Genomic DNA, 25,135 nt, shown 5'->3' on the forward strand with positions numbered 1-25,135 from the left:
AGTTTGCGTGTCGCTTGTATGTAAGGTACAAGACGAAAAGTAAAGCAAAAACAATGACCGATGAAGCTTCGTAAGATCGTTGAAGATCAATGGCTTAGTTCGGGATCGAAGCAAAGGGCAGTGTGATGACCGAGGCAATTCGCGGGTTCTGGGTGGCATCGGCGACGCCGCTGGCGACGGACGGCAGCGTCGACGTAGCGAAGCTCGCGGCTCACGCCAAGCAGCTCTTCGGCAAGGGCGTCGACGGCGTCGTGCTGTTCGGCACCACGGGCGAGGGCACCTCCTTCAATGTCAGCGAGCGCATCGCGACCATCGAGGCCGTGCTCAAGGCCGGCGTCGCCCCGGAACGCATCGGCATCGGCGGCGGCTTCCCCGCCATCACCGACAGCATCGCCCTCACGCGCGCCGTGCTCGGCCTCGGCCTGCGTCACGTCCTGTTGCTGCCGCCATATTTCGATCGCAGCGTCACGGGCGAAGGCATCGAGGATGCCTTCGCCGCGATCATCGACGGCATCGCCGACGATCGGCTGCGCGCCTATCTCTATCACATCCCGCAGACGTCGGGCGTTGCGATCCCCACCACCGTCGCTGCGAGCTTGCGCAAACGTTACGGCAAGGTGGTCGCGGGTCTGAAAGACTCCAGCGGCGACTTCAAGCAGTTCCAGGCATTCCGCACTGTCGCTCCCGAGCTCGCCATCACCGTCGGCAACGAAGCCGATATCGCCCGCGCGATTGCCGCGGGCGGCGCCGGCACCATCTGCGGCATGGCCAATGTCGTGCCCGAGCTGGTCAAGGGCATGGTCGACGGCAAGGTTGTCGAAGCGCGCATGCAGGCCGCGATCGACGTCGTACTGAAGACGCCGTCGTTCACTGCCACGCTGAAGGCGATCCTTGCGGCGCAGACCGGCGATGCCGCGTGGCTGCGCGTGCGCCCGCCGCTGCGCGCCTCGTCGGACGGCGCCGCGTTGAAGCGCAAGCTCGACGAGTCGACGGCGCCTGCCATCGCGTGAGGCCGCACAAAATCGTGATACGTCGCCACGAATTTCGCGCGCGACGTGTCGCAATGGGCTCGATGGCAATTGGAGATTGCCGTTTGCTGCCGCTCAGGTCTTAGAACCATTCAACACTAGAGCGATTCAACTCCGGCTGCGGTTCTCTTCGCGCACCGCGGCTGTTAGACGCGCCAGCTTCAATGCTGCGTCTGACCTGGAAGTGAATCGAACGTGCCTGCTCATCTGGACGGCCTCTTTGTCAACGGCCGTCGAACCCACGCCGGCGAAAGTCGTGCGGGTCTTCTCATCGGTGCAGCGGTGCTGCTCGCATCTCCCTTCAACACGACGACTGCGCCGGCGCAATCGGCGCTCCCCCCCGTGACGGTGGACGCACCGGCGCCGCGGCCGAAACCGGCGCACGCTGCGGATCAGTCTTCACGCCGCACGCAGGCTGCCGCGCGCCAGCGCAATCGCAACCCCGCATCCGCGGCCCCGACGATTTCGGAGCGTGCCGCAGCAGACGCTGCCGCGCAACTGGCCGCCAAGCTCGGCTATCGCGCAATGCCGAGCGCAACCACGCTGCGCACCGGAGCCTCGCCGCTCGATACCTCGCAGGCCGTCAACGTCGTGCCCGCGCAGGTGTTGAAGGATCAATTGCCGCGCAACGTCGACGACGCGCTGGTCAACATCAGCGGCATCAGCCAGGCCAACACGCTCGCCGGGACCCAGGACGCCGTGATCCGCCGCGGCTTCGGCGATAACCGCGACGGCTCGATCATGCGCAACGGCATGCCGCTGGTGCAGGGCCGCAGCCTGAACGCCGCAGTGGATAGCGTCGAAGTGCTGAAGGGACCGGCTTCGCTGCTCTACGGCATCATGGATCCCGGTGGCATCGTCAACACCATCAGCAAGCGTCCGGAACTCTACCAGCACGGCTCGGTCACCCTGCTTGGCTCGACCTACGCGAACAACCGCAGCGGTGCTGACGGCACGCTCGACATCACCGGTCCGATCGGCGACGGCGGTCTCGCCTATCGGTTCATCGGCTACGGCGTCAGCGAAGATTATTGGCGCAATTTCGGCCGCCACCGCGAGATGCTGGTGAACCCATCGCTTGCCTGGTACGGCGACACCACGACCGTCCAGCTCACCTATGAGCACCGCGAATTCATCACTCCGTTCGACCGCGGCACGGCCTTCGTCAAAGGCGCTCCACTGGCGATCCCGAAGACGCGCCGGCTCGACGAGCCGTTCAACAACATGTGGGGCACTTCCGACCTGGTGCAGGCCTCAGTCGAGCAGAAGCTCGACGACAATTGGAAGGTCACCGCGGCCTACAGCTACAACACCGAGACTTTCAGCGCGAACCAGCTTCGTATCACCAGCGTCAACGCCACGACCGGTATTGAAACCCGCAGCAACGACGGTACGCGCAACTCGCTGAGCAACGCCAGCTACGGCACCTCCTATCTGCAAGGCGACGTTTGGGTCGGCGGCTTCCGCAACGAGATCCTGTTCGGAGGCGAGGCGCTGTATCGCACGATCGATCGCCACGATCTGATTCGCCAGGCGACTCCCAGCTTCAACTTCTACAACCCGGTTTATGGACTGGTCGCGCCGGGCACGACCGTTTCGGCAACCGACAGCGAGCAGACCGACAAGCTCGGCACCCGCAGCTTCTTTGCCCAGGATACGTTCCACCTGACCAACTGGCTGTCCGTGGTCGGTGGTGTGCGCTGGATGGAATATGAGCAGCTCGCGGGAAAAGGGCGCCCCCTCTTCGTGACCGCCACCAATCTGGCAGGCGACAAGGTTCTGCCGCTCGGCGGCGTCATCTTCAAACTCAACGACCAGCTCTCTTATTACGTGAGCTATACGCAGTCATTGAAGCCGACATCGGTCATCCCGCCTTTCACGGCCGGCTTCGTTGTCGATTCCACCATTGCGCCCGAAGAAGGAATGCAGTGGGAGACCGGACTGAAATTCGACGTCAACAAGCGGCTGTCTGGCACTCTGGCGCTCTACGACATCCAGAAGAAGAACGTGCTGGTGCTGGACGACATCGGCGGCGGCAAGTCGGCGGCGCGCACGTCCGGTGCGGCCAGGTCGCGCGGCGTGGAACTGGACGTGACCGGCAGGCTGACCGACGAATGGAGCTTGATCGGAAGTTACGGCTATACCGACGCACGGCTGATCGATGATCCCGTTGTTGGCAATGCCAAGCTGTTCAATGCTCCAATGAACACGGCTTCGCTCTATCTCGTCTACGATTTCGGCGACAGGCTCCCCGGACGCCTGCGGCTTGGCGGAGGCGCGCATTATGTCGGCGATCGGGCAGGCGACTCTGCCAACACGTTTTTCATGCCGGCCTATACCGTGGCGGACATTTTTGCCACGTACGACACCAAGATCGATAGTCTGCCCGTGACTTATCAGTTCAATGTCAAGAACCTGTTCGACAAGCTCTACTATACGTCCAGCACCGGGAATGCCTTGAACGTCGCCATCGGCGATGCGCGGCGCATCTCGCTGTCGGCCACGGTGAAATTCTAGCCATGGCAGTACGGCTGGGACACACGATCAAGGCGGTCCTGTTCCAGGTCCATTCCGTCGCGGGTCTGGTTCTGGCGTTGCTGCTGTCCCTGATCGCGCTGACCGGCGCGATCATGAGTTTCGAGGACGAGATCGTCGATCATCTCAACGCCGGCATCATGCAGGTCGCGCCGCGTCAGGCCCCGCCGCTGATGCCTGACGAACTGGTTGCGCGGCTGATAGCGGCGCAGGACCTCGGCAAGGTCGCTGCCGTCACGCTGTCGAGCGATCCATCGGCGGCGGTTCATGTCCGCTTCGGCCGCGACGAGCAGGGCGGACGGCCGGCTTCGCTCTATGTCGATCCCTATGACGCGCACGTGCTGGGCTCGCCGCGGGGCGAGGCATTCTTCGCGACCGTGCGCCGGCTGCATCGCTGGCTGCTCATTCCCGGCGACGGCAAGGGCTGGGGACGCCCCATCACCGGCACCATCGCACTCGGCCTGATCGTCATGCTGGTCACGGGCCTCGTGCTGCGCTGGCCGCGGCGGGCGGGCAGCGTGAAGATGTGGCTGAAGCCGAACCTCGCGCTCGGTGGGCGCGCCCTGCACCGGTCGCTGCACACCGTGATCGGCACCTGGGTCCTGCCGGTCTATCTGGCGATGACGCTCACCGGCCTGTATTTCTCCTTCGAATGGTACAAGGACGGCGTGACCTGGCTGCTGGTGCGTCCGCACGTCACCGCAGCGAAGATGCCCGCAAAGTTGCCCCGTGCGGCCAACTCCGAGCCGGTGCGGCCAATCGGATTCGATCAAGCATGGACGACGTTCCAACGCGAGAAGGGCGACCGGTTCTCCAAGGCGTTGCTGACACTGCCGGCGCAGGGTACGACGTTGCGCATCCGGTCATGGGGGAAAGCCTCGTTGCTGGAAACCACGCGCGATGAATTCCGCATCGACACCGTTACCGGGCAACTGGTCTCCGCGGAGCGCTTTGCCGACAAGACGTTCGGCGAGAAGGTCATCGCGGCCATCTACGACATCCATCGCGGCGAGATCCTGGGTTGGCCAGGCAAGCTCGTCTTCATGATCGCCGCGATCACAATGCCGCTGTTCTCGGTCACCGGCATTTTGCTCTATCTGTCGCACCGCAGGCTGCGGCGTCCGGCGCAGCCACCGCTCGGGCGGCTCGTTCCCGGCGAGTGAGCGGACGAGGCGGTCGCCGAGAGGCCTATGACAACTTGGTCTCTTGGGCCGAGGCCAGTTACTCCAAGCGTCGCCATCACAGCCAAGCAAGGAAATCCTTGTCTCGGGCGTTAGAGAATGGTTCCCTCCACACGTTGAGGTCGTGTACGGGAGCCCTTCAGCAATGTCGGAACGAGACGAACTTGAAGAGACGGCCCGGCCTGCCGTGCTGGTCAGGCGCAGCGATCTGCCCGTGCCATTGGAGCACTCGGCCCGAAGTTTCTTCGGGGGGCTTCCCAAATTGCCTCCGCGTTTCGATTGGCCCACTGCAGACGTCACGGCCTATAATTTACCAGAGACTGTTGCATTGACATTCGTGGCCCAGATCGACTTGGCCGAAGTGCCAGGGGCCGGCTGGTCACCGCTCCCGACGCGGGGTACGCTTTATTTCTTCTGTAGTTCTGTGTTCGTTGGCGAGGGACACCCACCGTGTCGCGTCCTCTACAGCCCAACCGACGGCAATGCGTATCCCGACCGCCAGCCACCACCGGATCTGATGCCGTTGGCTGGCAGCGACGGTGACTACCAAGTCAGATGGCTCAATCCCGACGTCGATTTCCATTCCAAGGTCGAATTCAAATATCCGGTTGCCTTCCGGCTGTTCCGTGATTTCTACTTTCTGGAAGATGCCGTCGGAGGCGAACTCATGATCAAGGAATTATGTAAAGCGCTTGGTCCAGGCGAGCCGCATCAGAATGATCTGCTTCAGTTCCGAAGCGTGGACAACTATCAAAAGGATGAGAATTGGCCGTTCAATTGGCTGCTGATCGCTTGCGTGGTTCGGTCGGTCTTATCGAATGTCCAGTGCGACCTGACGAACGGATATTACGGCAAGCCACCCACCGAAGAAGCAATCGTGGAACTGAAGCGTTGTCGTGCCGGGGCCATAGGGTGGCTCGAACGGTGTCGGGATCTGACTCCACTGGATGATGTCGATGCGGGCACGAAGGCAGCGTTCAGGTCTTGGTGGTTCGACATCGTGCAGGGCTACGAGAAGTTGGACAGGCAGGTAACCACTGGTGTCGGCCGAATCGCGGAAGACCTTGGTAACGCCATCAACTATACGATCCGTTGTATGGCGACGCACGATGTCGACGCTGTCGATGACGCTCCATTGAGTTACGTTGCAAATCTCGTGCGACAAAATCGTTGGACGGCGCCGACGGCTGAACAGGGGCGACGCCGCCATTTCCACACGGCGATTCATCAAATGCTGGGGTATGGCAGCTCATGGCAGGATGCGACCGAGGAGCATCTGGAAGATATATTGCTGCTTCAGATCGAGGGCGATCTTGCCTTTTTCGATTGGCACTCAGATATCGGCGGCGTGCTTCATTTCTGGATCGATCCCGATGCGCTTGCTCAAGGCGATTTCTCCCAGGTCGTCGCAACATACCAATGCGACTAGCCTGATCTCCGCATGTGCTTCTGGCTTATTGCTGGCCAACGCTACCGCAATGGTTCAAAAGGTCCCTGTTCTCTTCGCAAGGCCCGCACAATGAAGCTCCCGACCGTCACTCCCGCCGGCATCCGCCGCGCCCTTCTGCTGCGCGAAGAAATCGCGCTGCTCGATCTCAGATACGAGGCCGGCTTCGCGACGGGACATCCGTTGTTTGCCGCCAACATGGTCGCCGACCGGATCGCGATCGAGGCCGAGACGAGGCTGCCGCGCAAGGATGTGCCGATCGTGCTCTATGATGACGGCGAAGGGCTGTGCGCGAGCGGCGCCGAGCGTCTGGCCGCGCTCGGCTATACCAATGTCAGCGCGCTCGAGGGCGGATTGAAGGCCTGGCGTGCGGCGGGCTATGAGGTCTTCGAGGACGTCAATTCCTATTCGAAAGCGTTCGGCGAATTGGTCGAGGCGCGGCGCCACACGCCTTCATTCAGCGCCGACGAGGTGGCAAAGCTGATTGCCGAGAAGGCCAACATCGCCATCCTCGATGTCCGCCGTTTCGACGAATATGCGACCATGAACATTCCGGGCTCGGTCAGCGTGCCTGGCGCCGAGTTGGTGCTGCGGGCAGGGCAGGCCGCGCCCGACCCTGAAACGACCATCATCGTCAATTGCGCCGGCCGCACCCGCTCGATCATCGGCACCCAGTCGCTGATCAATGCCGGCGTGCCCAACAAGGTGCGCGCGCTGCGCAACGGCACCATCGGCTGGACGCTAGGGCGGCACACGCTCGATCACGGCGCCGACAGGCGCGGCGCGATCGGGCCGTTCGAGGGCGGCCCGGCCAATGCGCGCGACGTCGCCTATCGCGCCGGTGTCCGTCATATCGGCGCGCGCGAGATGGCCGCGCTTGTCGCGCAGACCGATCGCACGCTCTATCGTTTCGACGTGCGCGACGCCGAGGAATATGCGGCCGGCCATTTCCCGGGCTTCCGCCATTACCCCGGCGGCCAGCTCGTCCAGGAAACCGACATGGCCGCGCCTGTGCGAGGGGCACGCATCGTCCTGACCGACGACAGGGGCGTCCGCGCGGACATGACGGCGTCCTGGCTGGCGCAGATGAGCTGGGAGGTCTATGTGCTCGAGGGCGGCTATGACAGCGCGCTCGAGGTCGGCCCGCCACGCGTGCTGCCCAAGCCCGATCCGGCCCATCGCTACCGCCGTCCCTATGAAGGTACCGACGTCGCGCAAGCCGCGATGCAAGCCTATCTCGACTGGGAATATGGCCTCGTCGAGCAGCTCCGCCGCGACGGCACGCACGGGTTTTACGTGATTTGATCCTGTTATCCGTCACCCCCGCGCAACGGCGAAGCCGTTGCCGCTGGAGGTGGCCGCTTCTTCAGCGGCCCTCGAAGGGCGACGGCCCGGCTGGCACCTCGGCCGTTCATCCTTCGAGGCTCCCGGCGCGATGCTGCGCATCGTGCCACTCGCACCTCAGGATGACGGAATGGCTACTGTGCGTGCGAGAATGACGGAGCTGGTGGGATGCCAAGCATCTCACGCACCGCCATTTTCTTCCCGTATCTGCCCCCTATTGTGCTGCGCATCGTTCGCGGTCTATGAGCTGCGGCAAAGCTCATCATCTACGGAGACACCATGTCAGCCCCAGGCCAAAGCCCTGAGCGGAGCGCGAAGGCGCTGCTGCTCGAAGGCGTCAATGATAGCGCTGTCGACCTTTTCAAGGGCGCGGGCTTCACCAATGTCGAGCGGCTGACCAAGGCGCTGGACGGAGAGGTGCTGCGCCGGGCGCTCGACGGCGTGTCGCTGCTCGGCATCCGCTCGCGGACCCAGATCACCGATGAGGTGCTGGCCGCTGCCGACCAGCTGCTCGCGGTCGGCTGCTTCAGCGTCGGCACCAACCAGGTCGATCTTGCGGCGGCGCGCAAGCGCGGCATTCCCGTGTTCAACGCGCCGTTCTCCAACACGCGCAGCGTCGCCGAGCTCGTGATCGGCGAGATCGTGATGCTGCTGCGGCGGATCTTTCCGCGCTCGGTGTCGGCCCATGCTGGCGGCTGGGACAAGTCGGCGACCGGCAGCCGCGAGGTGCGCGGCCGCACGCTCGGCATCGTCGGCTACGGCAATATCGGCTCGCAGCTCTCGACGCTGGCAGAAGCCATGGGCATGCGCGTGATCTATTTCGACCGCACCGACAAGCTCCGTCACGGCAACACCGAGCCGGTCGAGCGACTGCAAGAGCTGCTGGCGCAGAGCGACGTCGTCAGCCTGCACGTGCCGGAGACGCCGGAGACTGCGGGCATGATCGGCGAGAAGGAGCTGCGGGCGATGAAGCCAGGCTCGTTCCTGATCAACAACAGCCGCGGCACCGTGGTCGATCTCGACGCGCTCGCGCGCGCCTTGCGCGATGGTCATCTCGCCGGCGCGGCGATCGACGTGTTTCCGGTCGAGCCCTCGTCGAATGCGGATCGCTTCAAGAGCCCGGTGCAGGGCCTCGAGAACGTCATTCTCACCCCGCATATCGGCGGCTCGACCGAGGAGGCGCAGGAGCGCATCGGCGGCGAGGTCGCGCGCAAGCTGGTCGACTATTTCATCACGGGCTCGACCATGGGCGCGGTGAATTTTCCGGAGGTGCAGCTGCATTTGCGTCCCTCCGGCGCGCGCTTCAGCCATGTCCATCGCAACGTGCCCGGCATGCTGCGGCGGCTCAACGAGGTCTTCCTCCAGCGCGACATCAACATCGCCGCGCAATATCTGGAGACCGCCGGCGATCTCGGCTACGTCGTGCTCGATGCCGATCTCGGCGGCCAGGATTCCGCCGCGCTGCTGCAGCAGATCCGCAGCCTCGACGGCACGATCGGCGCGCGACTGGTGTTCGAGCACTAGCGCGTCATTGACGGCTGCTCGGAGGTCGCATTGAATGCGGCCTCCGGTCGATTTGAACAAGAACACAAACGGGGTGGGAACGATGACGCTGACAAGAGCGACGCTGTGCGCATGGCTCGTGGGCACGGCGGCGGCCCTGAGCGCGAATTCCGCTTTCGCGCTCACCCTGGCGGAGGATGCAGAAACGGTCTGCAAGGGCCTCAATGGCCGGACCGATGCCGTGAAGATCGATTCCGCAACGTTGCAGCCGCCCTCGCAGCTCAGTGTGGCCGAACGCGGACCGACGCCGTCCGGGCGCATCGCGCCGGCCAATCCAGCCTTCTGCAAGGTGCTCGGCCATATCGACCCCGTCGACCCCAAGGCGCCGCCGATCAGATTCGAGGTCAACCTTCCCGTCGAATGGAACGGGCGCTCGGTGCAATATGGCGGCGGCGGATTCAACGGCGTGCTGATCACCGGCCTTGCGCTGCCGCCGGCCTATCCTTTCGACAAGCCATCGCCGCTGGCGCGCGGCTTCGTCACTTACGGCACCGATTCCGGTCATGAGACCAAGCAAGGCGAGGCGCCGCAGGTCTTTGCGCTGAACGACGAAGCGTTCGAAAACTTTGCCCATCGTGCCTACAAGAGAGTGCGCGATGCCGCGGTCGCGCTGATGCAGCGCGCCTACGGCAGGATGCCCGAAAAGATGTACTTCATGGGCTCGTCCGAGGGCGGCCGCGAAGGTCTCACCATGGCGCAGCGTTATCCCGACGATTTCGACGGCATCCTTGCCCGCGTGCCTGTCATCAACTGGGTCGGCCTGCAGCACGCCGGCACGCGTTCGGGTCTCGTCACCATGGGCGCGGGCTGGATCAATCCGGCGCAGGTGAAGCTCGTCGCCGATGCCGTGCGGGCGGCGTGTGACAAGGCCGACGGCTCCGACGATGCGCTGGTGCAGGATCCCGTCGGTTGCAAGGCCGCATTCAAGGTCGAGACGCTGCGCTGCGAGGCCGGTAAAGCGGGTGATCAGTGTCTCACCGACGCGCAGATCACGGCGATCGAGACGCTGCACGGAACCTACAAATTCCCGTTCGCGCTCGCCAACGGTCTCGACGATTATCCGGGCTGGGGCGTCTCGGGCGAGGACACGCCCGCGATCGGCCCGACCGGCGGCTGGACCGCGTGGTGGCTCGGCACCGCGCCGCCGGCCCAGCCGCCCGCGCCCAACAACGGCATCGCCTGGATCTACGGCGCCGGCGGCATTCAATATGTGTTCGCGCGCGATCCCAAGCTCGACGTCACCACCTACAAGGTGGAGGAGCACAAGGCGCGGCTGCTCGAGGTGTCGAAGCTGATGGATTCGACCGACCCCGATCTCGGCCGTTTCCGCGCGCGCGGCGGTCGGCTCATCATGCTCGAGCACATGGCCGACTACGCCCAGAGCCCTTATGCCGGCATCCGCTATTTCGAGAGCGTCGAACGCAAGCTCGGCAAGGCCGAAACGGCCGAGTTCGCTCGGCTCTACACCGCACCCGGCGTCGACCATGTCGGCTCCGGCGCGCCGGCCAATGTCGACATGCTGAGCGTGCTGGTCGACTGGGTCGAGAAGGGCAAGGCGCCCGGCGATCTCGAAGTTGCCGAGCAGAAGGTCGAAGCGCCGTCGTTCACGACGTTGCGCGCGCTGCCGCTGTGCCGCTGGCCGGCCTGGCCGCACTACAAATCGGGACCGGTGACGGAAGCGGCAAGCTTCACCTGCGCGCCGTAGCGAAACGGCTCGTTTGACATCCTCCTCGCGCCCGGCTAGATATTTCGCATGCGAAATAAAAGCGCCGACGCGCGGCATCATCGGCTGGTCTATCTGCTGAGCGTCGCCCAGCGCCGCTTGCAGCGCTGGATGGCGGCGCGGCCGGACAACGAGGTGACGCCGGCGCAGGCCGGGCTGTTGTTCATTCTCGGCAAGCAGGACGGCATCCTGATGGGCGAGGCCGGCGCGGCGCTCGACATCGGGCCGGCCGGCATTTCCGGCCTCGTCGATCGCACCGAGGCTGCGAAGTTGATCGAGCGGCGGGCCGATCGCGAGGACGGGCGCGCCTGGCGCATCTGGTTGACGCCGAAGGGACGCGCCGTGCTGGCGCAAGCAAAAGCTGGCGCGGCCGAGGTCAACGCCGCGCTGACGGACGGATTCACGGCTGCCGAGATCGATATCGTCGCGCGCTGGCTGACCAGCATTCAGGACAAGTTTCCAAGACCTCCAGAGACAAGAAGTTCAGACGAATAAAAGGAGAGACCCATGACCGAGCATGTCCGGATCGAGACCAACGGCGGCATTCTCACCCTCACCCTGGCGCGCCCCGACAAGAAGAACGCGCTGACCGATGCGATGTACGGCAAGCTTGCCGACGCCATCGAATCCGCCGAGCTCGATCCGTCGGCTCGCGTGATCCTGATCCGCGGCGAGGGCGACATGTTCACCGCCGGCAATGACGTCGGCGAATTTGCCGCGGTCGCAGCCGGCAAGTCCGAAGGCAGCCGCAACGTCATCCGCTTCATCCAGTCGCTGGCGCGCTGCACCCGGCCGCTGATTGCGGCGGTGCAGGGCCGTGCCGTCGGCGTCGGCACCACGATGCTGCTGCATTGCGACCTCGTAGTGCTCGCCGACAACGCGCAATTGTCGACGCCCTTCGTCAGTCTCGCGCTGGTGCCGGAAGCGGCTTCCAGCCTGCTGATGCCGGCGCGCATCGGCTATGCCCGCGCCTACGAAATGTTCGCGCTGGGGGAGACCGTACCGGCGCAGGCTGCGCTGCAATGGGGCCTTGTCAACCGTGTGGTGCCGCTCGACACGCTCGATGCCGAGGCGCTCGCACTGGCGCAGCGCATTGCCCGGCAGCCGGCCGGCGCCCTCACGGCGACCAAGCGCCTGATGCGCAACGGCGAGGCGCTGGTTGCGCAGATGCAGGCCGAAGGCGAGCAGTTCGCCCAGCGCCTGCGCACCGCCGAGGCGCGCGAAGCATTCACGGCTTTTGCCGAGCGCCGGCCGCCGGATTTCACCAAGGTGGCGTGAGCGGACGCGGCCTGCCGGGAGGAGCGGCGGGCACAACCGCAGGTATTTGATTAAAGTCTTAACCAAACCTTGGCATGTCGCCATGCAAGGTGGCCTCTCGTGAAGAGTAGGCGCCCGACCCATGACGATGTTTAACAAATCGGTAAGCTCGCTTCTCCTGACGCTGATGGCGCTACTGGCCGTCGGCGCGCTGACCTCTACCGCGACCCAGATGGTCGGGGCCTTCGGCCGCTACAGCGACAGTCTGGAGACCGAACGGCTTGCGAACGCCGACAAGGCCATCTTCCACGGCGTGGTGTCCCTGCGCAGCAATCGGGGCGATGCCCAGAGTGCGCTGCTCGGCGAGGACGATCCGCGCGCCAAGCTCGGTGCCGCCGAGAAGGCCGAGCAGGCCGGCTATGATTCCATCGTCGCGGCCCTCTCCACCATCGAATTCACCCGCCGCGACGAGCTTGCGAGTACGCTGAAGCAACGCTGGAGCGAGGCCGCCCCGAAGTTCCAGCTGTTCTACGACGAGGCGAAGCTGCCGCGTGCCGAGCGCAAGATCGAGCGCACCGCGGCCTGGTACGATGGCGTCACCAAGGTGATCGAGACCGCGAATCTGGCCTCCACCGCGGTGTCGAACCGCGCCTGGACCAACGATCCCTTCATTGCCCGCATGATCCAGGCCCGCCGCCTTGCCTGGCAGGTGCGCGACCGCTACGGCATCCAGTGCTCGACCCTGCGCCCGAACGTCAACACCTCCAAGCCGCTCGACGAGACCCAGAAGCAGACCGTAGCCGGCTGGAACGGAATCATCGCCGCCGGCTGGACGGGCATGGAGGAGCTGCTGGCCGCGCCTGACGTGTCGGCGGAGATGGTCAACACAGCCAAACAGGCGCGCGCGAAGACCGACGGCGTCCTCAAGCAGATCGGCGATCTCACCAAAAATTTCGACGGCAGCGGCCGTCCGGCGATGCCCCCGGCGGAATGGAACGCGTTGTGCCAATCGCCTTTCGCGCCCATCGTCGCTGTCGCCAACACGGCGCTCGACCAGTCGATCGCGCGTGCGGAGGCCGTTCAGGCCAAAGCCCTCACCAATCTCATCGTGCAGTCGTTCGCCTTCCTGCTCGCGCTGGCCGTGACCCTTGCCGGCGTGTTCGTGGTACGCAATCGCCTGATGCGGCCGGTGCGCGCCATCCTCGATGCCATCGCGCGCATCAGCGCGCGCGACTATGCGACGCCGGTGCCGCAATCCCGGCATCCCGACGAGTTCGGCACCATGGCCGCGGCGCTCGAGAGCCTGCGCGAGAGCGCGGCGACCGCGGAACGCCTGGGCCAGGAGCGCGCATCGCAGCAGGCGCTCCAGCTCGCCCGCTCCGGCACCGTCGACGCAGCGTGCCGCTGCTTCGACGACACCGTGCAGGCGGTCATTCACAGCGTTGCGGCCTCGACGCGGGAGCTCGATGCCACCGCAACCGGCGTACGCTCGCTGGTTTCGCAATCGAGCAGCCAGACCGCGGCGGTGTCGTCCGCCGCCGAGCAGGCCACCAACAATCTCGAGACCATCGCGGCCGCGACCGAGGAACTCTCCGCATCCGTCGGCGAGATCTCCGCGCAGGTGCAGTCGAGTGCGCGAGAGGCGCGCGAAGCCGTGTCGCAGGCCGAGCAGACCAACGCGACCGTCGAGATCCTCGACCAGACCGCCAGCCGCATCGGCGAGGTCGTGAAGATGATCAACGCCATCGCCGGCCAGACCAACCTCCTGGCCCTGAACGCCACCATCGAAGCCGCGCGCGCAGGCGAGGCCGGCCGCGGTTTCGCCGTGGTCGCCGGCGAGGTCAAGAGCCTCGCCTCCCAGACGGCGACGGCGACGGAAGAGATCTCGCGCCAGGTCGAGGAGATCCAGGGCGCGACGGGCCAGGCGGTCGCAGCCATCCGTTCGATCGGCGGCGCCATCAGCGGCATCGACGAGAAGATGACGGCGATTGCCGCCGCCGTCGAGCAGCAGCGCGCGGCCACCACCGAGATCTCGCGCAATTTCCAGCAGGCGGCCCAAGGCACCCGCGAGGTCACCGACACCATCGGCAGCGTCGCCAGGCTCAATCAGGAGACCGGCAATGCCGGCACGGTGTTGTCGGAGTCCGTCAAGAAGATGACGGCCGACGCCGATCGTCTCCGCGTCGCGGTTGAGGGCTTTTTGGGAGCGGTGAAGACCGCGTAAGCACCTTAGGCAATCGTCAGAGATTCGGCCTGCATGGTTCGAGACGCCCGCTTTGGCGGGCTCCTCACCATGAGGATCTGATATTTTGCCGCGGGCCACGACCTCATCCTGAGGGCCCGCCGCAGGCGGGCGTCTCGAAGGATGGCCTCAAACGAGCTTCCTCTCAGTTCCCCATCCGACGTCGCGCGGCCATTGCCGCAGGTCCCGGCGGCGGCTACATCTGTGCCGCCTCGCGCCGTGAGCGCAGCGCCAGACGTAAGACACATCAGGGATGGAGAGTTCGATGCCGGTCACCCCACACAAGGCCCAGCGCCCCTATCGCGGCGTGTTCCCGGTCGCGCCCACCATCTTCGACGAGCGCGGGGAGCTCGACCTCGAGGGACAGCGCCGCTGCATCGACTTCATGATCGATGCCGGCTCGAACGGCATCTGCATCCTCGCCAATTTCTCCGAGCAGTTCGTGCTCACCGATGCCGAGCGCGAGAGCGTGATGCACGCGGTGCTGGAGCATGTCGCGGGCCGGGTTCCCGTGATCGTCACCACCACCCATTTCAGCTCGGCCGTCTGCGCCGCGCGCAGCAAGCAGGCCGAAGCGGCGGGCGCCGCCATGGTGATGGTGATGCCGCCCTATCACGGCGCCACCTTCCGGGTCCCTGAGAAGGGCATCGTCGAATTCTTCAAGGTGCTCTCGGGCGCGATCGACATTCCCATCATGATCCAGGACGCCCCGGTGGCCGGCACGCCGCTGTCGGTCGAGCTGCTCGCGCGGCTGGCGCGCGACTTCTCGAACGTCCGCTATTTCAAGATCGAAGTGCCTGGCGCGGCTTCAAAGCTCCGCAGCCTGATCGAGGCGGGCGGCAAGGACATCGAGGGTCCGTGGGACGGCGAGGAGGCGATCACGCTGCTCGCCGATCTCGATGCCGGCGCCACCGGCGCGATGACCGGCGGCGGCTATCCCGACGGCATCCGCCAGATCATCGATCCCTATTTCGCCGGCGATCGCGAAAAGGCGAAGGCCGCCTATGAGCGCTGGCTGCCGCTGATCAACTACGAGAACCGTCAATGCGGCCTGATCGCCTGCAAGGTCATGATGCAGGCCGGCGGCGTGATCAAATCGGACGCCGTGCGCCATCCGCTGCAGCCGCTGCATCCGGCGACGCGCGCCGGGCTGCTGGAGCTGGCGAAGGAGCGCGATGCGCTGGCATTGCGGTGGGGGAAGTAGGTCTCCCTGTCGTCCCGGCCCCCCCGTGCACAATTGCTGCACTAGGCCGGGACGACACTGAATAGGACGCGTGCGTTCCGCCCGATCCCGGCGGCATGCCATTCGACCCAAGGCGTCGAAATAGCGCGGTTCGGCCAGTTTCCCCCGGCGCGGCGATGGCATATTGTACGTTCGCCAACCGGCCCTGCGGAGCATCCCAAGACATCGCGTAATACCTCTCCATGCCGTTATCCCGGGCCAGGTTGGCGCGTACCGACAGAACAGGGAGGCAGTGCCATGACGATGAGGCCGGATCCCACCTTTCACGCATCGCCCAAGCTTGCGATGGAAGCGCCTGCTGAGAACTTTGCCTACACGTTGCTGCTCAGTCCGGATTTCTCAAAGCCGGATGCGCTCGCGGTCATCGACGTCAAGCCGGGATCACCGACCTATAGCCAGATCGTGCACACCGTGACGATGCCCAACAAGGGCGATGAGTTTCATCACTTCGGCTGGAATGCCTGCTCCTCCGCCTTGTCGCCGCTCGCCGGACATGCCTTCATCGAGCGGCGCTATCTCATCATTCCGGGACTGCGCTCGTCGCGGATCTACATCATCGATACCAAGCCGGATCCGACCAAAGCCAAGATCCACAAGATCATCGAGCCCGAGGAAGTGTTCAAGAAGACCGGCTACTCGCGGCCGCATACCATCCATTGCGGGCCGGACGGCATCTATGTGAGCACGCTGGGCGGTGGTGGCAAAGACGGCACCAATGGTCCTCCTGGCGTCTTCATCATGGATTGCGAGACGTTCGAGGTTCTTGGACGATGGGAGATCGATCGTGGCCCGCAGACACTGCATTACGATTTCTGGTGGAATCTGCCGCGCGACTACATGGTGACGAGCGAATGGGCGTTGCCGCCACAGTTCGAGAACGGGATCGTCCCGGAAGATCTGCTTGCGAACAAATACGGCCATCGTCTCCACTTCTGGGACCTCCGCGCCCGTCGCAACGTCCAGACCATCGACCTCGGCGCCAATCATCAGATGGCGCTGGAGGTGCGGCCGGCGCACGATCCGGTTCGTGAGTACGGCTTCGTAGGCGTCGTGGTCGACACCACCAACCTCGAAGCCTCGATCTGGACCTGGTGGCGCGAAGGCGGGAAATTCCATGCCGAGAAGACGGCGACGATCCCGCCCGAGCCGGCGCCAAAGGAGAAGCTCCCGCCGCTGCTGCAGGGCTTTGGTGCCGTGCCGCCGCTGGTGACCGACATCGACCTGTCGATGGACGATCGTTTTCTCTATGTCTCGTGCTGGGGCACGGGCGAAATGCGCCAATACGACGTGAGCGACCCGCGAAAGCCGAAGCTTGCGGGCTCGGTCCACATCGGCGGCATCGCGCGCCGTACGCCCCATCCGAACAGCAAGGCATTCGCGGCCGGCCCGCAGATGGTCGAGATCAGCCGCGACGGCAAGCGCGTATACTGGACCAACTCGCTCTATTCCACCTGGGATGACCAGTTCTATCCCGACGGGGTACCGGGCGTGGAGGTCATGGCCAATGTCGGTCGCAACGGCGGCCTCGAGCTCGACAAGGATTACTTCGTGAGCTTCCCCGACGGATATCGTGCGCACCAGATCAGGCTGGAGGGCGGCGATTGTTCGACGGACTCCTTTTGCTACCCGTCGGTCTAGGTTGGGGGCACGCGAGCCCGGCGGTCGGCTGGCTTTGGCTCGCGCTTATTGCGAGCGGTCTCTACCACGGGATCAATCCCGGGATGGGATGGCCGCTCGCTGTTTCGGCCGGGCTCCTGGACAAGAGCCCGCGCGCGCTCTTCCGTGCATTGGCGGCTCTCGCGGCCGGACACCTTCTGGCAACGCTTCTCGTTCTGCTGCCTTTCGCGCTGCTGCTCGTGTTGGCGGAGTGGCAGCGTTCGATCCAGCTCAGTGCGAGCCTTCTTGTCATCGGCTTTGGCGTCTATCGGCTGATCGAGCGGCGCCATCCGCGTGCGCTGGCACGAATTCCGCCGACGCAATTGGCGCTCTGGTCGTTTGCCGTCGCCATTGCTCACGGCGCCGCCTTGATGCTCGTGCCGATCTATCTCGGTCTCTGCCAAGCATTCGAACTCGATGCCGGCCACGAGGCCGCTGGCGCGCTGATGAAGACAAGTGTCGGGATGGCGATGCTGGTGTCTCTGGTGCACGTTGTCGCCATGATCAGCGCGGGCGGATGTCTGGCGTGGCTGGTCTACCGTTACCTGGGATTGAGGTTTGTCTCACGAAGCTGGTTCAATCTGGATGTGATCTGGGCGGCCAGCCTCATTGTGGTTGGCGTGGTGGCGCTCGGCTTCAATTTCGCGAGCCGGTCGTGAAACCTACCGCGTCAAAGCCCACTCGTCGACGATGCGAAAGCGCCCCCTCGCGTCGTGCTGTCTAAACAGCGCGATGCGATCGATCACGAGCGCATCGATCTTCAAAGCCGCAAACCGCGCCCGCAGCATCTCCAGGATCGCCCCGCGCCGTTCCGCATCCAGCCGCCCGGTCAGCGTCATATGGAAGCGGAATTCCTCCATCACGTAAGGATAGCCCCAGCGGTCCAGATAGTCGCGCTGCCGTTCGCTCAGCTTCTCAGGTCTGCGCCGCGCGCGATCCTCCGCCGACAGAGCGGCGCGGAAGGGATCGAACTCACGGACGCAATCGGCGGCGAGCTCTTGTAGCGCCTCGACCGGCTCGGCCGGAATGACGGCGATGAAGCCGCTGATGGAATCCACAATCGGCCGGATCACGGGAAGCGGTCGAGACTTGTCGGCGAAACTCGCGCAGGCGGCCATCAGCTCGGCATCAGTCTTGCCAGGCGTCAGCGCCATCGGTGCCTTCAGCGTGGCATGAAAACCGTATTTGCGGGGATCGGCACTGACATCGCACCAGTCCGGCGCGACGCGCAATGCGTCGGCGGGAAAGGCCAGTTCGCTACCGGTATAGGCATCATAGCCGAGCAGCTCGGCGCCGAAGCGAGAGAGGGCGCTGTCGGCGCCTGCGGCAAAATAGATCGCGTAGCGGGGAAAACCTGTCATTGCCTCAGCATAACCAATTTACGCCGCAACGACAGTCTCGCGTGGCATCGCTGCGGCGGCGAGGAGGCGTGTTGCATCGGTGAGATGCACGAGCTTGCCGCCCGAGATCACCGCGATCAGCCGCGGTCGCAATGGCAGGCTGTCGTCGACCAGCAGAATGTCGGCCCGGCGGCCTTCGTCGAGCACGCCGCGATCGGTGAGGCCGGTCGCACGTGCGGGTCCGGCGGAGACCAGATCCCAGGCTTTCGGCAGCGGCAGCACACCATCGGCGGCGAGGCGGAACGCGGCGAGCAGCTGCGCCGGATAATAATAGTCCGAGGCCAGCACCGAGCAGAGTCCCTTGGCGATCATGTCGGAGGCCCTGGTCCAGCCGGTGTGGCTGCCGCCGCGCACGACGTTCGGCGCGCCATAGACGATGGCATCGCCGTGGTTCGCCGCCGCTTGCGCGGTCTCCTCATTAACCGGAAACTCCGCGATGTCAGCCCCGAGCTCGCGAAACTCCCGGCGCATCGCCGGTGTGGCGTCGTCGTGCGAGAGCATCCGCACCTCGGCGGCACGGGCTGCGGCGGCCAGGCGCGCAACGGAAGCCGGCACCTCGTCGGCGCGCGAGGTCACGCGTTCGACCAGCCGATCGAATTCCTCGGCTGACAGGCCGGTGCGCTCCACCATGCGGTTGCGCTTGCGCGGCTTGGCCATGTCGGCGACGGTGCCGTCCATGTGGTCGTTGAAGGCAAGCAGGTCGACGCGGCCCTCGGCCAGCCACTGGCTGATTTCAGGCTCGGACTCAAGATTGTAGGTCTCGTGCCTGAGATGGAAGCGGGTGTCGGCGGCGAATTGCGGGCGCTGCCGCTCGATGGCCTCCATCAGGCCGCGCGCATTGTCACAGCTGCGCAGGCCCGGCTCCCACGAACAGGTCGTGGCGTGAAACACCGTGGTGATGCCGTTGCTGATCGCCTGGCGGTCGCTGTCGGCGAGCGCGACGTCGATCGGGAAGTCGACGCCGGCGCGGGGCATCATCTGCCGCTCGAACGCATCGCCATGGAGATCGACGATGCCGGGTAGCACCAGCAGGCCCCGTGCATCGATCGCCAGCCGCGCCCGGCCGCGCGAGGCGTCCATCGCAGTGATGTCCTGCCCGGATACCGCCAATGACGTTTCGGCGACCTCAGTGCCGATCAGGGCCCCGCCGCCTTCAAGGAAAATGTCTGTCACGCGACCGCGCTTCGTTTGCTGGGAGAATTGGCGAGAGAGCTCGCTCGTGCTTCGTATGTCGCAAGAAAATCTTCAATCCCGAGCTTGCGGAAATCAGGCAGAGCTTGCCGCAATTTGTCGTGATCCCAGTCCCACCAGGCCAGCCGCGCAAGCCGCCCGGCGATCTCTTCGGAGAATCGCCGCCGCACGATTCGGGCCGGATTGCCGGCGACGATGGTGTAGGCCGGCACGTCCTTGGTGACGATGGCGCCGGCCGCGATCACCGCGCCGGTGCCGATGTTGCGGCCCGGCAACACGACCGCGCCATGGCCGATCCAGACGTCGTGGCCGATATCGACGTGATGCTGCCGCCGCCACTCGAAGAACTCGGTATCGTCGCTCTCGCCTTCGAAGTAGGCGCTCGAACGATAGGTGAAATGCGCCTGCGTCGCGCGGTGCATCGGATGATTGCCGGGATTGATGCGCGTCATCGCCGCGATCGAGCAGAATTTTCCGATTGTACTGTAGGTGATCTGGGCGTCGTTCACGACATAGGAGTAATCGTCCATCGCCACTTCGTGCAGGATCGTGCGTGCGCCGACCTCGGTATAGGCGCCGAGCCTGGTCTCGTGCAGCGTGGCCGAAGGATCGATGGTCGGCTGGACCGAAAGCGCTTTGGCGGCCATGTTGGTTCCGGATTGCGGGCGGGCGTTCCTCTTCGAGCGGCTTGATGACGATGTCATGACGGGGCGATGACAGGGGATGAGCTGCGTAGGATCGCCGCACCGCACAGCACCTGTCACACAAGTGTTAAGCGCCGGCGTTAGCGGTTGGCTCCAGTTAATCTGGAGCGCTGCATGCTGGTGGTGGAAGGTCTGACGTGTCGCTTCGGCGCGAAAGCCGCGGTGGACGACGCATCGTTTCAAATTTCCCCCGGCGGCTTCGTCGGTGTGATCGGACGGTCCGGCGCCGGCAAATCGACGCTGCTGCGGAGCATCAACCGCCTGGTGACGCCGACCGAGGGCCGCATCCTGTTCGATCGCGTCGACGTCACCGCCTTGCGCGGCAGGGAGCTGCGGCAATGGCGGGCGCGATCGGCGATGATCTTCCAGCAGTTCAACCTGGTCGGCCGGCTCGATGTCCTTACCAACGTCCTGATGGGGCGCCTTGCGACGATGCCGGCCTGGCGCTCGCTGTCGCAAGTATGGCCCGAGCAGGACAAGGCGCTGGCGATGTCCGCGCTCGAACAGTTCGATATCGCATCGCTCGCTGCGCAGCGCGCGGACCAGCTCTCCGGTGGTCAGCAGCAACGCGTCGCGATTGCCCGCGCCTTGGTGCAGCAACCCGACATCATCCTCGCCGACGAGCCGATCGCCTCGCTCGATCCGCGCAACACCAAGATCGTGATGGATGCGCTTTTGCGCATCAACAAGCATTTCGGCATCACCGTGCTCTGCAACCTGCATTCGCTGGATCTGGCGCGCAGCTATTGCGACCGCCTGATCGGCATGGCGCAGGGGCGCGTGGTGTTCGACGGTGCACCGTCCGCGCTGACCGATCACGTCGCGCGCGAGCTCTACGATCTCGAAGCCGCCGATGTCATGGGCGGCATGCCTGTACCGGTGCCCGAGGGCGTCCCGGCGCTCGGAACGGCCGCGGCCGCCTGAGCGAAATCCGTTTCGTTGCAAATCTTCGTTTCAAGTCTTTGCGTCAACCGACCTCAACAGATGAAGAGGATATCATGATCACTCGCAGATTAGTTCTCGCCGGCGCCGCCGCGCTCGCGTTCACGGCCTCCGCTTCCGCCGACGACTGGAAGGCCAAATATCCCGAGCTGACCTTCGCGGTCGTTCCGGCGGAAAACGCCTCCGGCGTCACCGAACGTTGGGCGCCGTTCGTGAGCTATCTCTCCAAGGAACTGGGCGTGAAGGTCACGCTGCGCATCGCCAACGACTATGCCGCTGTCATCGAGGGCCAGCGCGCCGGCAACATCCATATCGCCAGCTACGGCTCGGCCTCGTTCGCCCGCGCCCGCCTGACCGGCGTCAAGACCGATGCCTTCGCCAACGACATCAACGCCGATGGCTCGACCGGCTATTATTCGGTGTTCTTCGTCAAGGCGAGCAGCCCGTACAAGAGCGTCGATCAGCTCAAGGGCAAGAACCTAGGCCTGGTCGATCCGAACTCGACCTCCGGCAATAACGTGCCGCGCTTCGAGCTCGACAAGATGGGCATCCCCGATGCCGACGGCTATTTCAGCAAGGTCGTCTTCACCGGCAGCCACGAGAACGCAATGCTGGCGTTGTCGCAGGGGACGGTGGACGTTGCCGCCAACCAGTGGACCAGCGACGACGATTCCACGCTGGCGCAGATGCTGACCAAGGGCATGCTGAAGAACGCCGACGGCTCGGCGATGAAGAAGGACGACTTCCGCATCATCCACAAGTCGGCGCCGATCATCAACGGCCCCTATGCCTACAATTCCGACCTGCCGGAAGACGCCAAGGCGGCTATCGCCAAGGCGTTCTTCGACGCGCCGGCCAAGGACAAGGCCGCGTTCGATCGCCTCTCCGACGGCCAGAAGAAGGGTTTTCATCCCGCCACCACCAAGGACTGGGATGGCACCATCGAGCTGATCAAGTTCGTCGACGCGCTGCGTAAGAAGAAGGCGTCCTAAGTTTCGGGACGACGCACCTGGAGCCGGGTCGATGAACCCGGCTCCTTCTTTGACCGGACCCATCCGAAGTCGATGACAACAGCGGTTTCGATCCTACCCGAGCAGCAGCTCGCCGTCCTCAACGCTGCCTATCGCCGGGCGGTCGGGCGCAGGCGGCTCCGCCTGCTAGGGGGAATCGCGATCTTCGCCGCGGCGCTGGTCCTCGCCGCGATCGGCGCGGAAGTGAATCTGCGCACGCTGTTCACCTATTTCGGCAATTTCGTCAGCTATTTCGACCGCATCCTCACACTCGACAGCGGCCAGCGCGTCTGGACCGATGCCGGCGAGTGGCTCTGGGGCTGGCGCAAATGGCTGAAGATGCTGGGCGAGACGCTGCTGATCAGCTACGTCGGCACGCTGATCGGCGCGACCTTCGCGTTTCTCCTGAACTTCTTCGCGGCGGAAAACACCTCGCCCGCGCCCTGGCTGCGCTTCGTCGTCCGGCGCCTGCTAGAATTCGCCCGTACCGTGCCCGGCATCGTGTTCGCCCTGATCTTCGTGATCGCCTTCGGTCTCGGACCGATGGCGGGCGTGCTCGCGATCGCGATCCACTCCACCGGCGCGCTCGGAAAGCTGTTTTCGGAGATCGTCGAGAACGCCGACATGAAGCCGGTCGAGGGCATCCGCTCGACCGGCGCGAGCTGGCTCTCCTGCATGCGCTTCGCCGTCGTGCCGCAGGTGACGGCGGGCTATGCCAGCTACGCGCTGCTGCGCTTCGAGATCAACGTCCGCGAGGCCTCGGTGATGGGGTTCGTCGGCGCCGGCGGCATCGGCCAGGAGCTCGTCGTCGCCATCCGCAAATTCTACTATTCGGACGTCAGCGCCATCCTGCTCACCATCATCGTCACGGTCTTCATCATCGACATCACCACCGGCTGGCTGCGCAGCCACCTGTTCGGCAAGGAGGCGCGGACGTGACGCCGCGAGAGGTCGATCCACGAGAGCTTCGCGCGCGCTACCCCGACGTGTTCGACCGGCCGGCGTCCGCGCGGCTCGCCATGCCGGCGATGATCGTCGCGGCGTTCGCGCTCCTCATTTACGGCCTCGTCGATCTCGACTTCTCGCCGTCGCGGTTCTTCGCAGGTCTCAGCCAGCTCGGCTGGATCACATTGATGATGATTCCGCCCGATCCCGGCTCGTCGCTGCCGATCTATCTGAAGGCGCTTGGCGAGACGCTGTCGATCGCGCTGCTGGGGACGACGCTGGCCGCGGTGTTCGCGCTCCCCGTCAGCCTGCTGGCCGCACGCAACATCATACCCTCGCAGATCCTGCGTTTTCCCGTGCGGCGCTTCCTGGATTCGATCCGCGGCGTCGACACCCTGATCTGGGCGCTGGTGTGGATCAACGTGGTCGGGCTCGGCCCGTTCGCCGGAGTCCTCGCCATCGCGGTGTCGGATTTCGGTGCGTTCGGAAAGCTGTTCTCGGAGGCGATCGAGGGGGCCGACCAGAAGCAGGTCGAGGGCATCCGCGCCTCCGGCGGCAGCCCGCTGCACGAGATCCGTTTCGGCCTGTTGCCGCAGGTACTGCCTGTCATCGCCGGCCAGGTGCTCTATTTCATTGAATCCAACACGCGCTCGGCCACCATCATCGGCATCGTCGGCGCTGGCGGCATCGGCCTGCAACTCGCCGAGCAGATTCGCGTGCTGGAATGGCAGAAAGTGTCGTTCCTGATCCTGATGATTTTGGTTGCGGTCGCCGCGATCGATTTCATCTCGGGCAAGCTGCGGTTCGCGATCATCGGGCGAAGGGCTGTGGCGTAGAAGATTCTCTCCGCGTCATGGCCGGGCTTGTCCCGGCCATCCACGTTCTTCTGTTGGAACTTTAAGACGTGGATGACCGGGACAAGCCCGGGCATGACGAAAATGCGGAGCCGGCGCAGCCCACCCTACGACTCCACCAGAAACTCCACCCGCTCCGCCGCGAAGCGGGAATGCTTGGTCATCAGCGGCTTGCCCTGGAGATCGTGGTCGGTGGCGTCGACCACCAGGATCGGGCGTCCGAGCGCGAGATCCAGCCGGGCCGCGTCGGTGGCGTCCACGATGCCGGCGGTGATCCGGGTCGCGCCGCGACGATAGTCGCGCACGCCATAATGCGCGAGCAGTTTCGTCATTGAGCGCGTCGCCGCGAACACCGCCCCCGCATTCGGAAACAGCTCGGCCGACAGCCAGGTGGTGGAGACGCAGATCGGCGTGCGGTCGGCGAGGCGGATCGCCTCGATCCGCACCAGGGGCGAGCCGGCTTTCAAGCCGAGCTCGCGCGCCAGCTCGCGGGTGGCGACATCGTCGCAGGCCTCGATCAACTGGCCGCGCGGCTCGCGGCCGCCGGCCCCGACGATCTCGGAGAAACGGGTGCGCGAGCGTAAGGGATAGGCGAGCTTCTGCGCCTCGACATAGGTGCCGCTGCCACGCTCGGCCCGCACCAGGCCGCGCTCGGCAAGGGCTGCGAGCGCGCGCCGCACGGTGTGGCGGTTGACGCGATAGGTTTCGGCGATCTCCATCTCGCCCGGCAATTTGTCGCCGGCGGCAAAGCGGCCATCGGCGATGCCGCGCTCGATGCCGTCGGCAACGAGGCGCCACAGCGCGACGCCGGACGACGCAGTGTCTTGCATGCTCATATCGCCGGTCAGCCTAGCCCAGAAATCACGGCTT

The 25,135-nt window shown here is 64.8% G+C and carries 21 protein-coding genes; 17 read left to right on the forward strand and 4 right to left on the reverse strand.

The window, feature by feature from the left end:
* Nucleotides 1-125: 125 nt before the first annotated feature.
* The 13 genes from UNPA324_RS12155 to UNPA324_RS12215 all read left to right on the forward strand — a co-directional run bounded on the left by UNPA324_RS12155 (nucleotide 126) and on the right by UNPA324_RS12215 (nucleotide 17,878).
* Nucleotides 126-1,010 (forward strand): dihydrodipicolinate synthase family protein, encoded by an 885-nt coding sequence (locus tag UNPA324_RS12155; RefSeq protein ID WP_181769370.1) that lies wholly within the window; start codon nucleotides 126-128, stop codon nucleotides 1,008-1,010.
* Nucleotides 1,011-1,223: 213 nt separating this feature from the next.
* Nucleotides 1,224-3,545 (forward strand): TonB-dependent siderophore receptor, encoded by a 2,322-nt coding sequence (locus UNPA324_RS12160; protein WP_141934767.1) that lies wholly within the window; start codon nucleotides 1,224-1,226, stop codon nucleotides 3,543-3,545.
* A 2-nt stretch (nucleotides 3,546-3,547) separates the two neighbouring features.
* Complete coding sequence (locus tag UNPA324_RS12165; protein ID WP_141934768.1) at nucleotides 3,548-4,726, forward strand: PepSY-associated TM helix domain-containing protein; 1,179 nt, start codon at nucleotides 3,548-3,550, stop codon at nucleotides 4,724-4,726.
* A gap of 163 nt (nucleotides 4,727-4,889) precedes the next feature.
* Entirely contained in the window at nucleotides 4,890-6,173 is a 1,284-nt protein-coding gene (locus UNPA324_RS12170) for a DUF1963 domain-containing protein (protein ID WP_141934769.1), read from the forward strand.
* Nucleotides 6,174-6,263: 90 nt separating this feature from the next.
* A complete protein-coding gene (locus UNPA324_RS12175) occupies nucleotides 6,264-7,496 on the forward strand; it encodes a rhodanese-like domain-containing protein (RefSeq protein WP_141934770.1) in 1,233 nt (410 codons plus the stop codon).
* A gap of 318 nt (nucleotides 7,497-7,814) precedes the next feature.
* Nucleotides 7,815-9,059 carry a phosphoglycerate dehydrogenase gene (serA, locus tag UNPA324_RS12180; RefSeq protein ID WP_128919223.1) on the forward strand — a complete coding sequence of 415 codons (1,245 nt, stop codon included), beginning with the start codon at nucleotides 7,815-7,817 and terminating at the stop codon, nucleotides 9,057-9,059.
* An 82-nt stretch (nucleotides 9,060-9,141) separates the two neighbouring features.
* Complete coding sequence (locus tag UNPA324_RS12185; RefSeq protein WP_181769371.1) at nucleotides 9,142-10,803, forward strand: tannase/feruloyl esterase family alpha/beta hydrolase; 1,662 nt, start codon at nucleotides 9,142-9,144, stop codon at nucleotides 10,801-10,803.
* A gap of 48 nt (nucleotides 10,804-10,851) precedes the next feature.
* Complete coding sequence (locus tag UNPA324_RS12190; RefSeq protein WP_141934771.1) at nucleotides 10,852-11,316, forward strand: MarR family winged helix-turn-helix transcriptional regulator; 465 nt, start codon at nucleotides 10,852-10,854, stop codon at nucleotides 11,314-11,316.
* Nucleotides 11,317-11,328: 12 nt separating this feature from the next.
* A complete protein-coding gene (locus UNPA324_RS12195) occupies nucleotides 11,329-12,099 on the forward strand; it encodes an enoyl-CoA hydratase (RefSeq protein ID WP_141934772.1) in 771 nt (256 codons plus the stop codon).
* A gap of 121 nt (nucleotides 12,100-12,220) precedes the next feature.
* Nucleotides 12,221-14,302, forward strand: coding sequence for a methyl-accepting chemotaxis protein (locus UNPA324_RS12200; protein WP_141934773.1), 2,082 nt, complete (start codon nucleotides 12,221-12,223; stop codon nucleotides 14,300-14,302).
* A 283-nt stretch (nucleotides 14,303-14,585) separates the two neighbouring features.
* On the forward strand, nucleotides 14,586-15,524 hold the full coding sequence (locus UNPA324_RS12205; RefSeq protein WP_128919227.1) for a dihydrodipicolinate synthase family protein: 939 nt from the start codon (nucleotides 14,586-14,588) through the stop codon (nucleotides 15,522-15,524).
* 276 nt (nucleotides 15,525-15,800) lie between these two features.
* Complete coding sequence (locus UNPA324_RS12210) at nucleotides 15,801-17,201, forward strand: selenium-binding protein SBP56-related protein (RefSeq protein WP_141934774.1); 1,401 nt, start codon at nucleotides 15,801-15,803, stop codon at nucleotides 17,199-17,201.
* Between the two features lie 83 nt (nucleotides 17,202-17,284).
* Nucleotides 17,285-17,878, forward strand: coding sequence for a hypothetical protein (locus UNPA324_RS12215; protein WP_128919319.1), 594 nt, complete (start codon nucleotides 17,285-17,287; stop codon nucleotides 17,876-17,878).
* Between the two features lie 3 nt (nucleotides 17,879-17,881).
* Here the strand turns inward: UNPA324_RS12215 and UNPA324_RS12220 are convergent, their stop codons facing one another.
* The 3 genes from UNPA324_RS12220 to UNPA324_RS12230 are packed head-to-tail and all read right to left on the reverse strand — an operon-like array spanning nucleotide 17,882 to nucleotide 20,457.
* Nucleotides 17,882-18,580, reverse strand: a complete 699-nt coding sequence (locus UNPA324_RS12220; RefSeq protein WP_128919229.1) for a DUF1045 domain-containing protein — start codon at nucleotides 18,578-18,580, stop codon at nucleotides 17,882-17,884.
* A gap of 18 nt (nucleotides 18,581-18,598) precedes the next feature.
* A complete protein-coding gene (locus UNPA324_RS12225) occupies nucleotides 18,599-19,792 on the reverse strand; it encodes an alpha-D-ribose 1-methylphosphonate 5-triphosphate diphosphatase (RefSeq protein ID WP_141934775.1) in 1,194 nt (397 codons plus the stop codon).
* Entirely contained in the window at nucleotides 19,789-20,457 is a 669-nt protein-coding gene (locus tag UNPA324_RS12230) for a transferase hexapeptide repeat family protein (RefSeq protein WP_128919231.1), read from the reverse strand. Before UNPA324_RS12230 ends, UNPA324_RS12225 begins: the two co-directional genes overlap by 4 nt.
* A gap of 171 nt (nucleotides 20,458-20,628) precedes the next feature.
* On the opposite strand from UNPA324_RS12230, the gene phnC reads away from it, so the two are divergent.
* The 4 genes from phnC (at nucleotide 20,629) to phnE (UNPA324_RS12250) (ending at nucleotide 24,247) form a co-directional block, all read left to right on the forward strand.
* Entirely contained in the window at nucleotides 20,629-21,438 is an 810-nt protein-coding gene (phnC, locus tag UNPA324_RS12235; protein WP_128919232.1) for a phosphonate ABC transporter ATP-binding protein, read from the forward strand.
* Nucleotides 21,439-21,512: 74 nt separating this feature from the next.
* Entirely contained in the window at nucleotides 21,513-22,448 is a 936-nt protein-coding gene (gene phnD, locus UNPA324_RS12240) for a phosphonate ABC transporter substrate-binding protein (RefSeq protein WP_128919233.1), read from the forward strand.
* Between the two features lie 72 nt (nucleotides 22,449-22,520).
* Nucleotides 22,521-23,405, forward strand: a complete 885-nt coding sequence (phnE, locus tag UNPA324_RS12245; protein ID WP_141934776.1) for a phosphonate ABC transporter, permease protein PhnE — start codon at nucleotides 22,521-22,523, stop codon at nucleotides 23,403-23,405.
* Entirely contained in the window at nucleotides 23,402-24,247 is an 846-nt protein-coding gene (gene phnE / locus UNPA324_RS12250; RefSeq protein WP_128919235.1) for a phosphonate ABC transporter, permease protein PhnE, read from the forward strand. Before phnE (UNPA324_RS12245) ends, phnE (UNPA324_RS12250) begins: the two co-directional genes overlap by 4 nt.
* Before the next feature lie 125 nt (nucleotides 24,248-24,372).
* On the opposite strand, the gene phnF is transcribed toward phnE (UNPA324_RS12250), so the two are convergent.
* On the reverse strand, nucleotides 24,373-25,101 hold the full coding sequence (gene phnF / locus UNPA324_RS12255; RefSeq protein WP_141934777.1) for a phosphonate metabolism transcriptional regulator PhnF: 729 nt from the start codon (nucleotides 25,099-25,101) through the stop codon (nucleotides 24,373-24,375).
* Nucleotides 25,102-25,135 lie beyond the last annotated feature (34 nt).

The sequence above is a fragment of the Bradyrhizobium sp. UNPA324 genome (genome assembly GCF_006658635.1).
Lineage (GTDB): Bacteria > Pseudomonadota > Alphaproteobacteria > Rhizobiales > Xanthobacteraceae > Bradyrhizobium > Bradyrhizobium nanningense.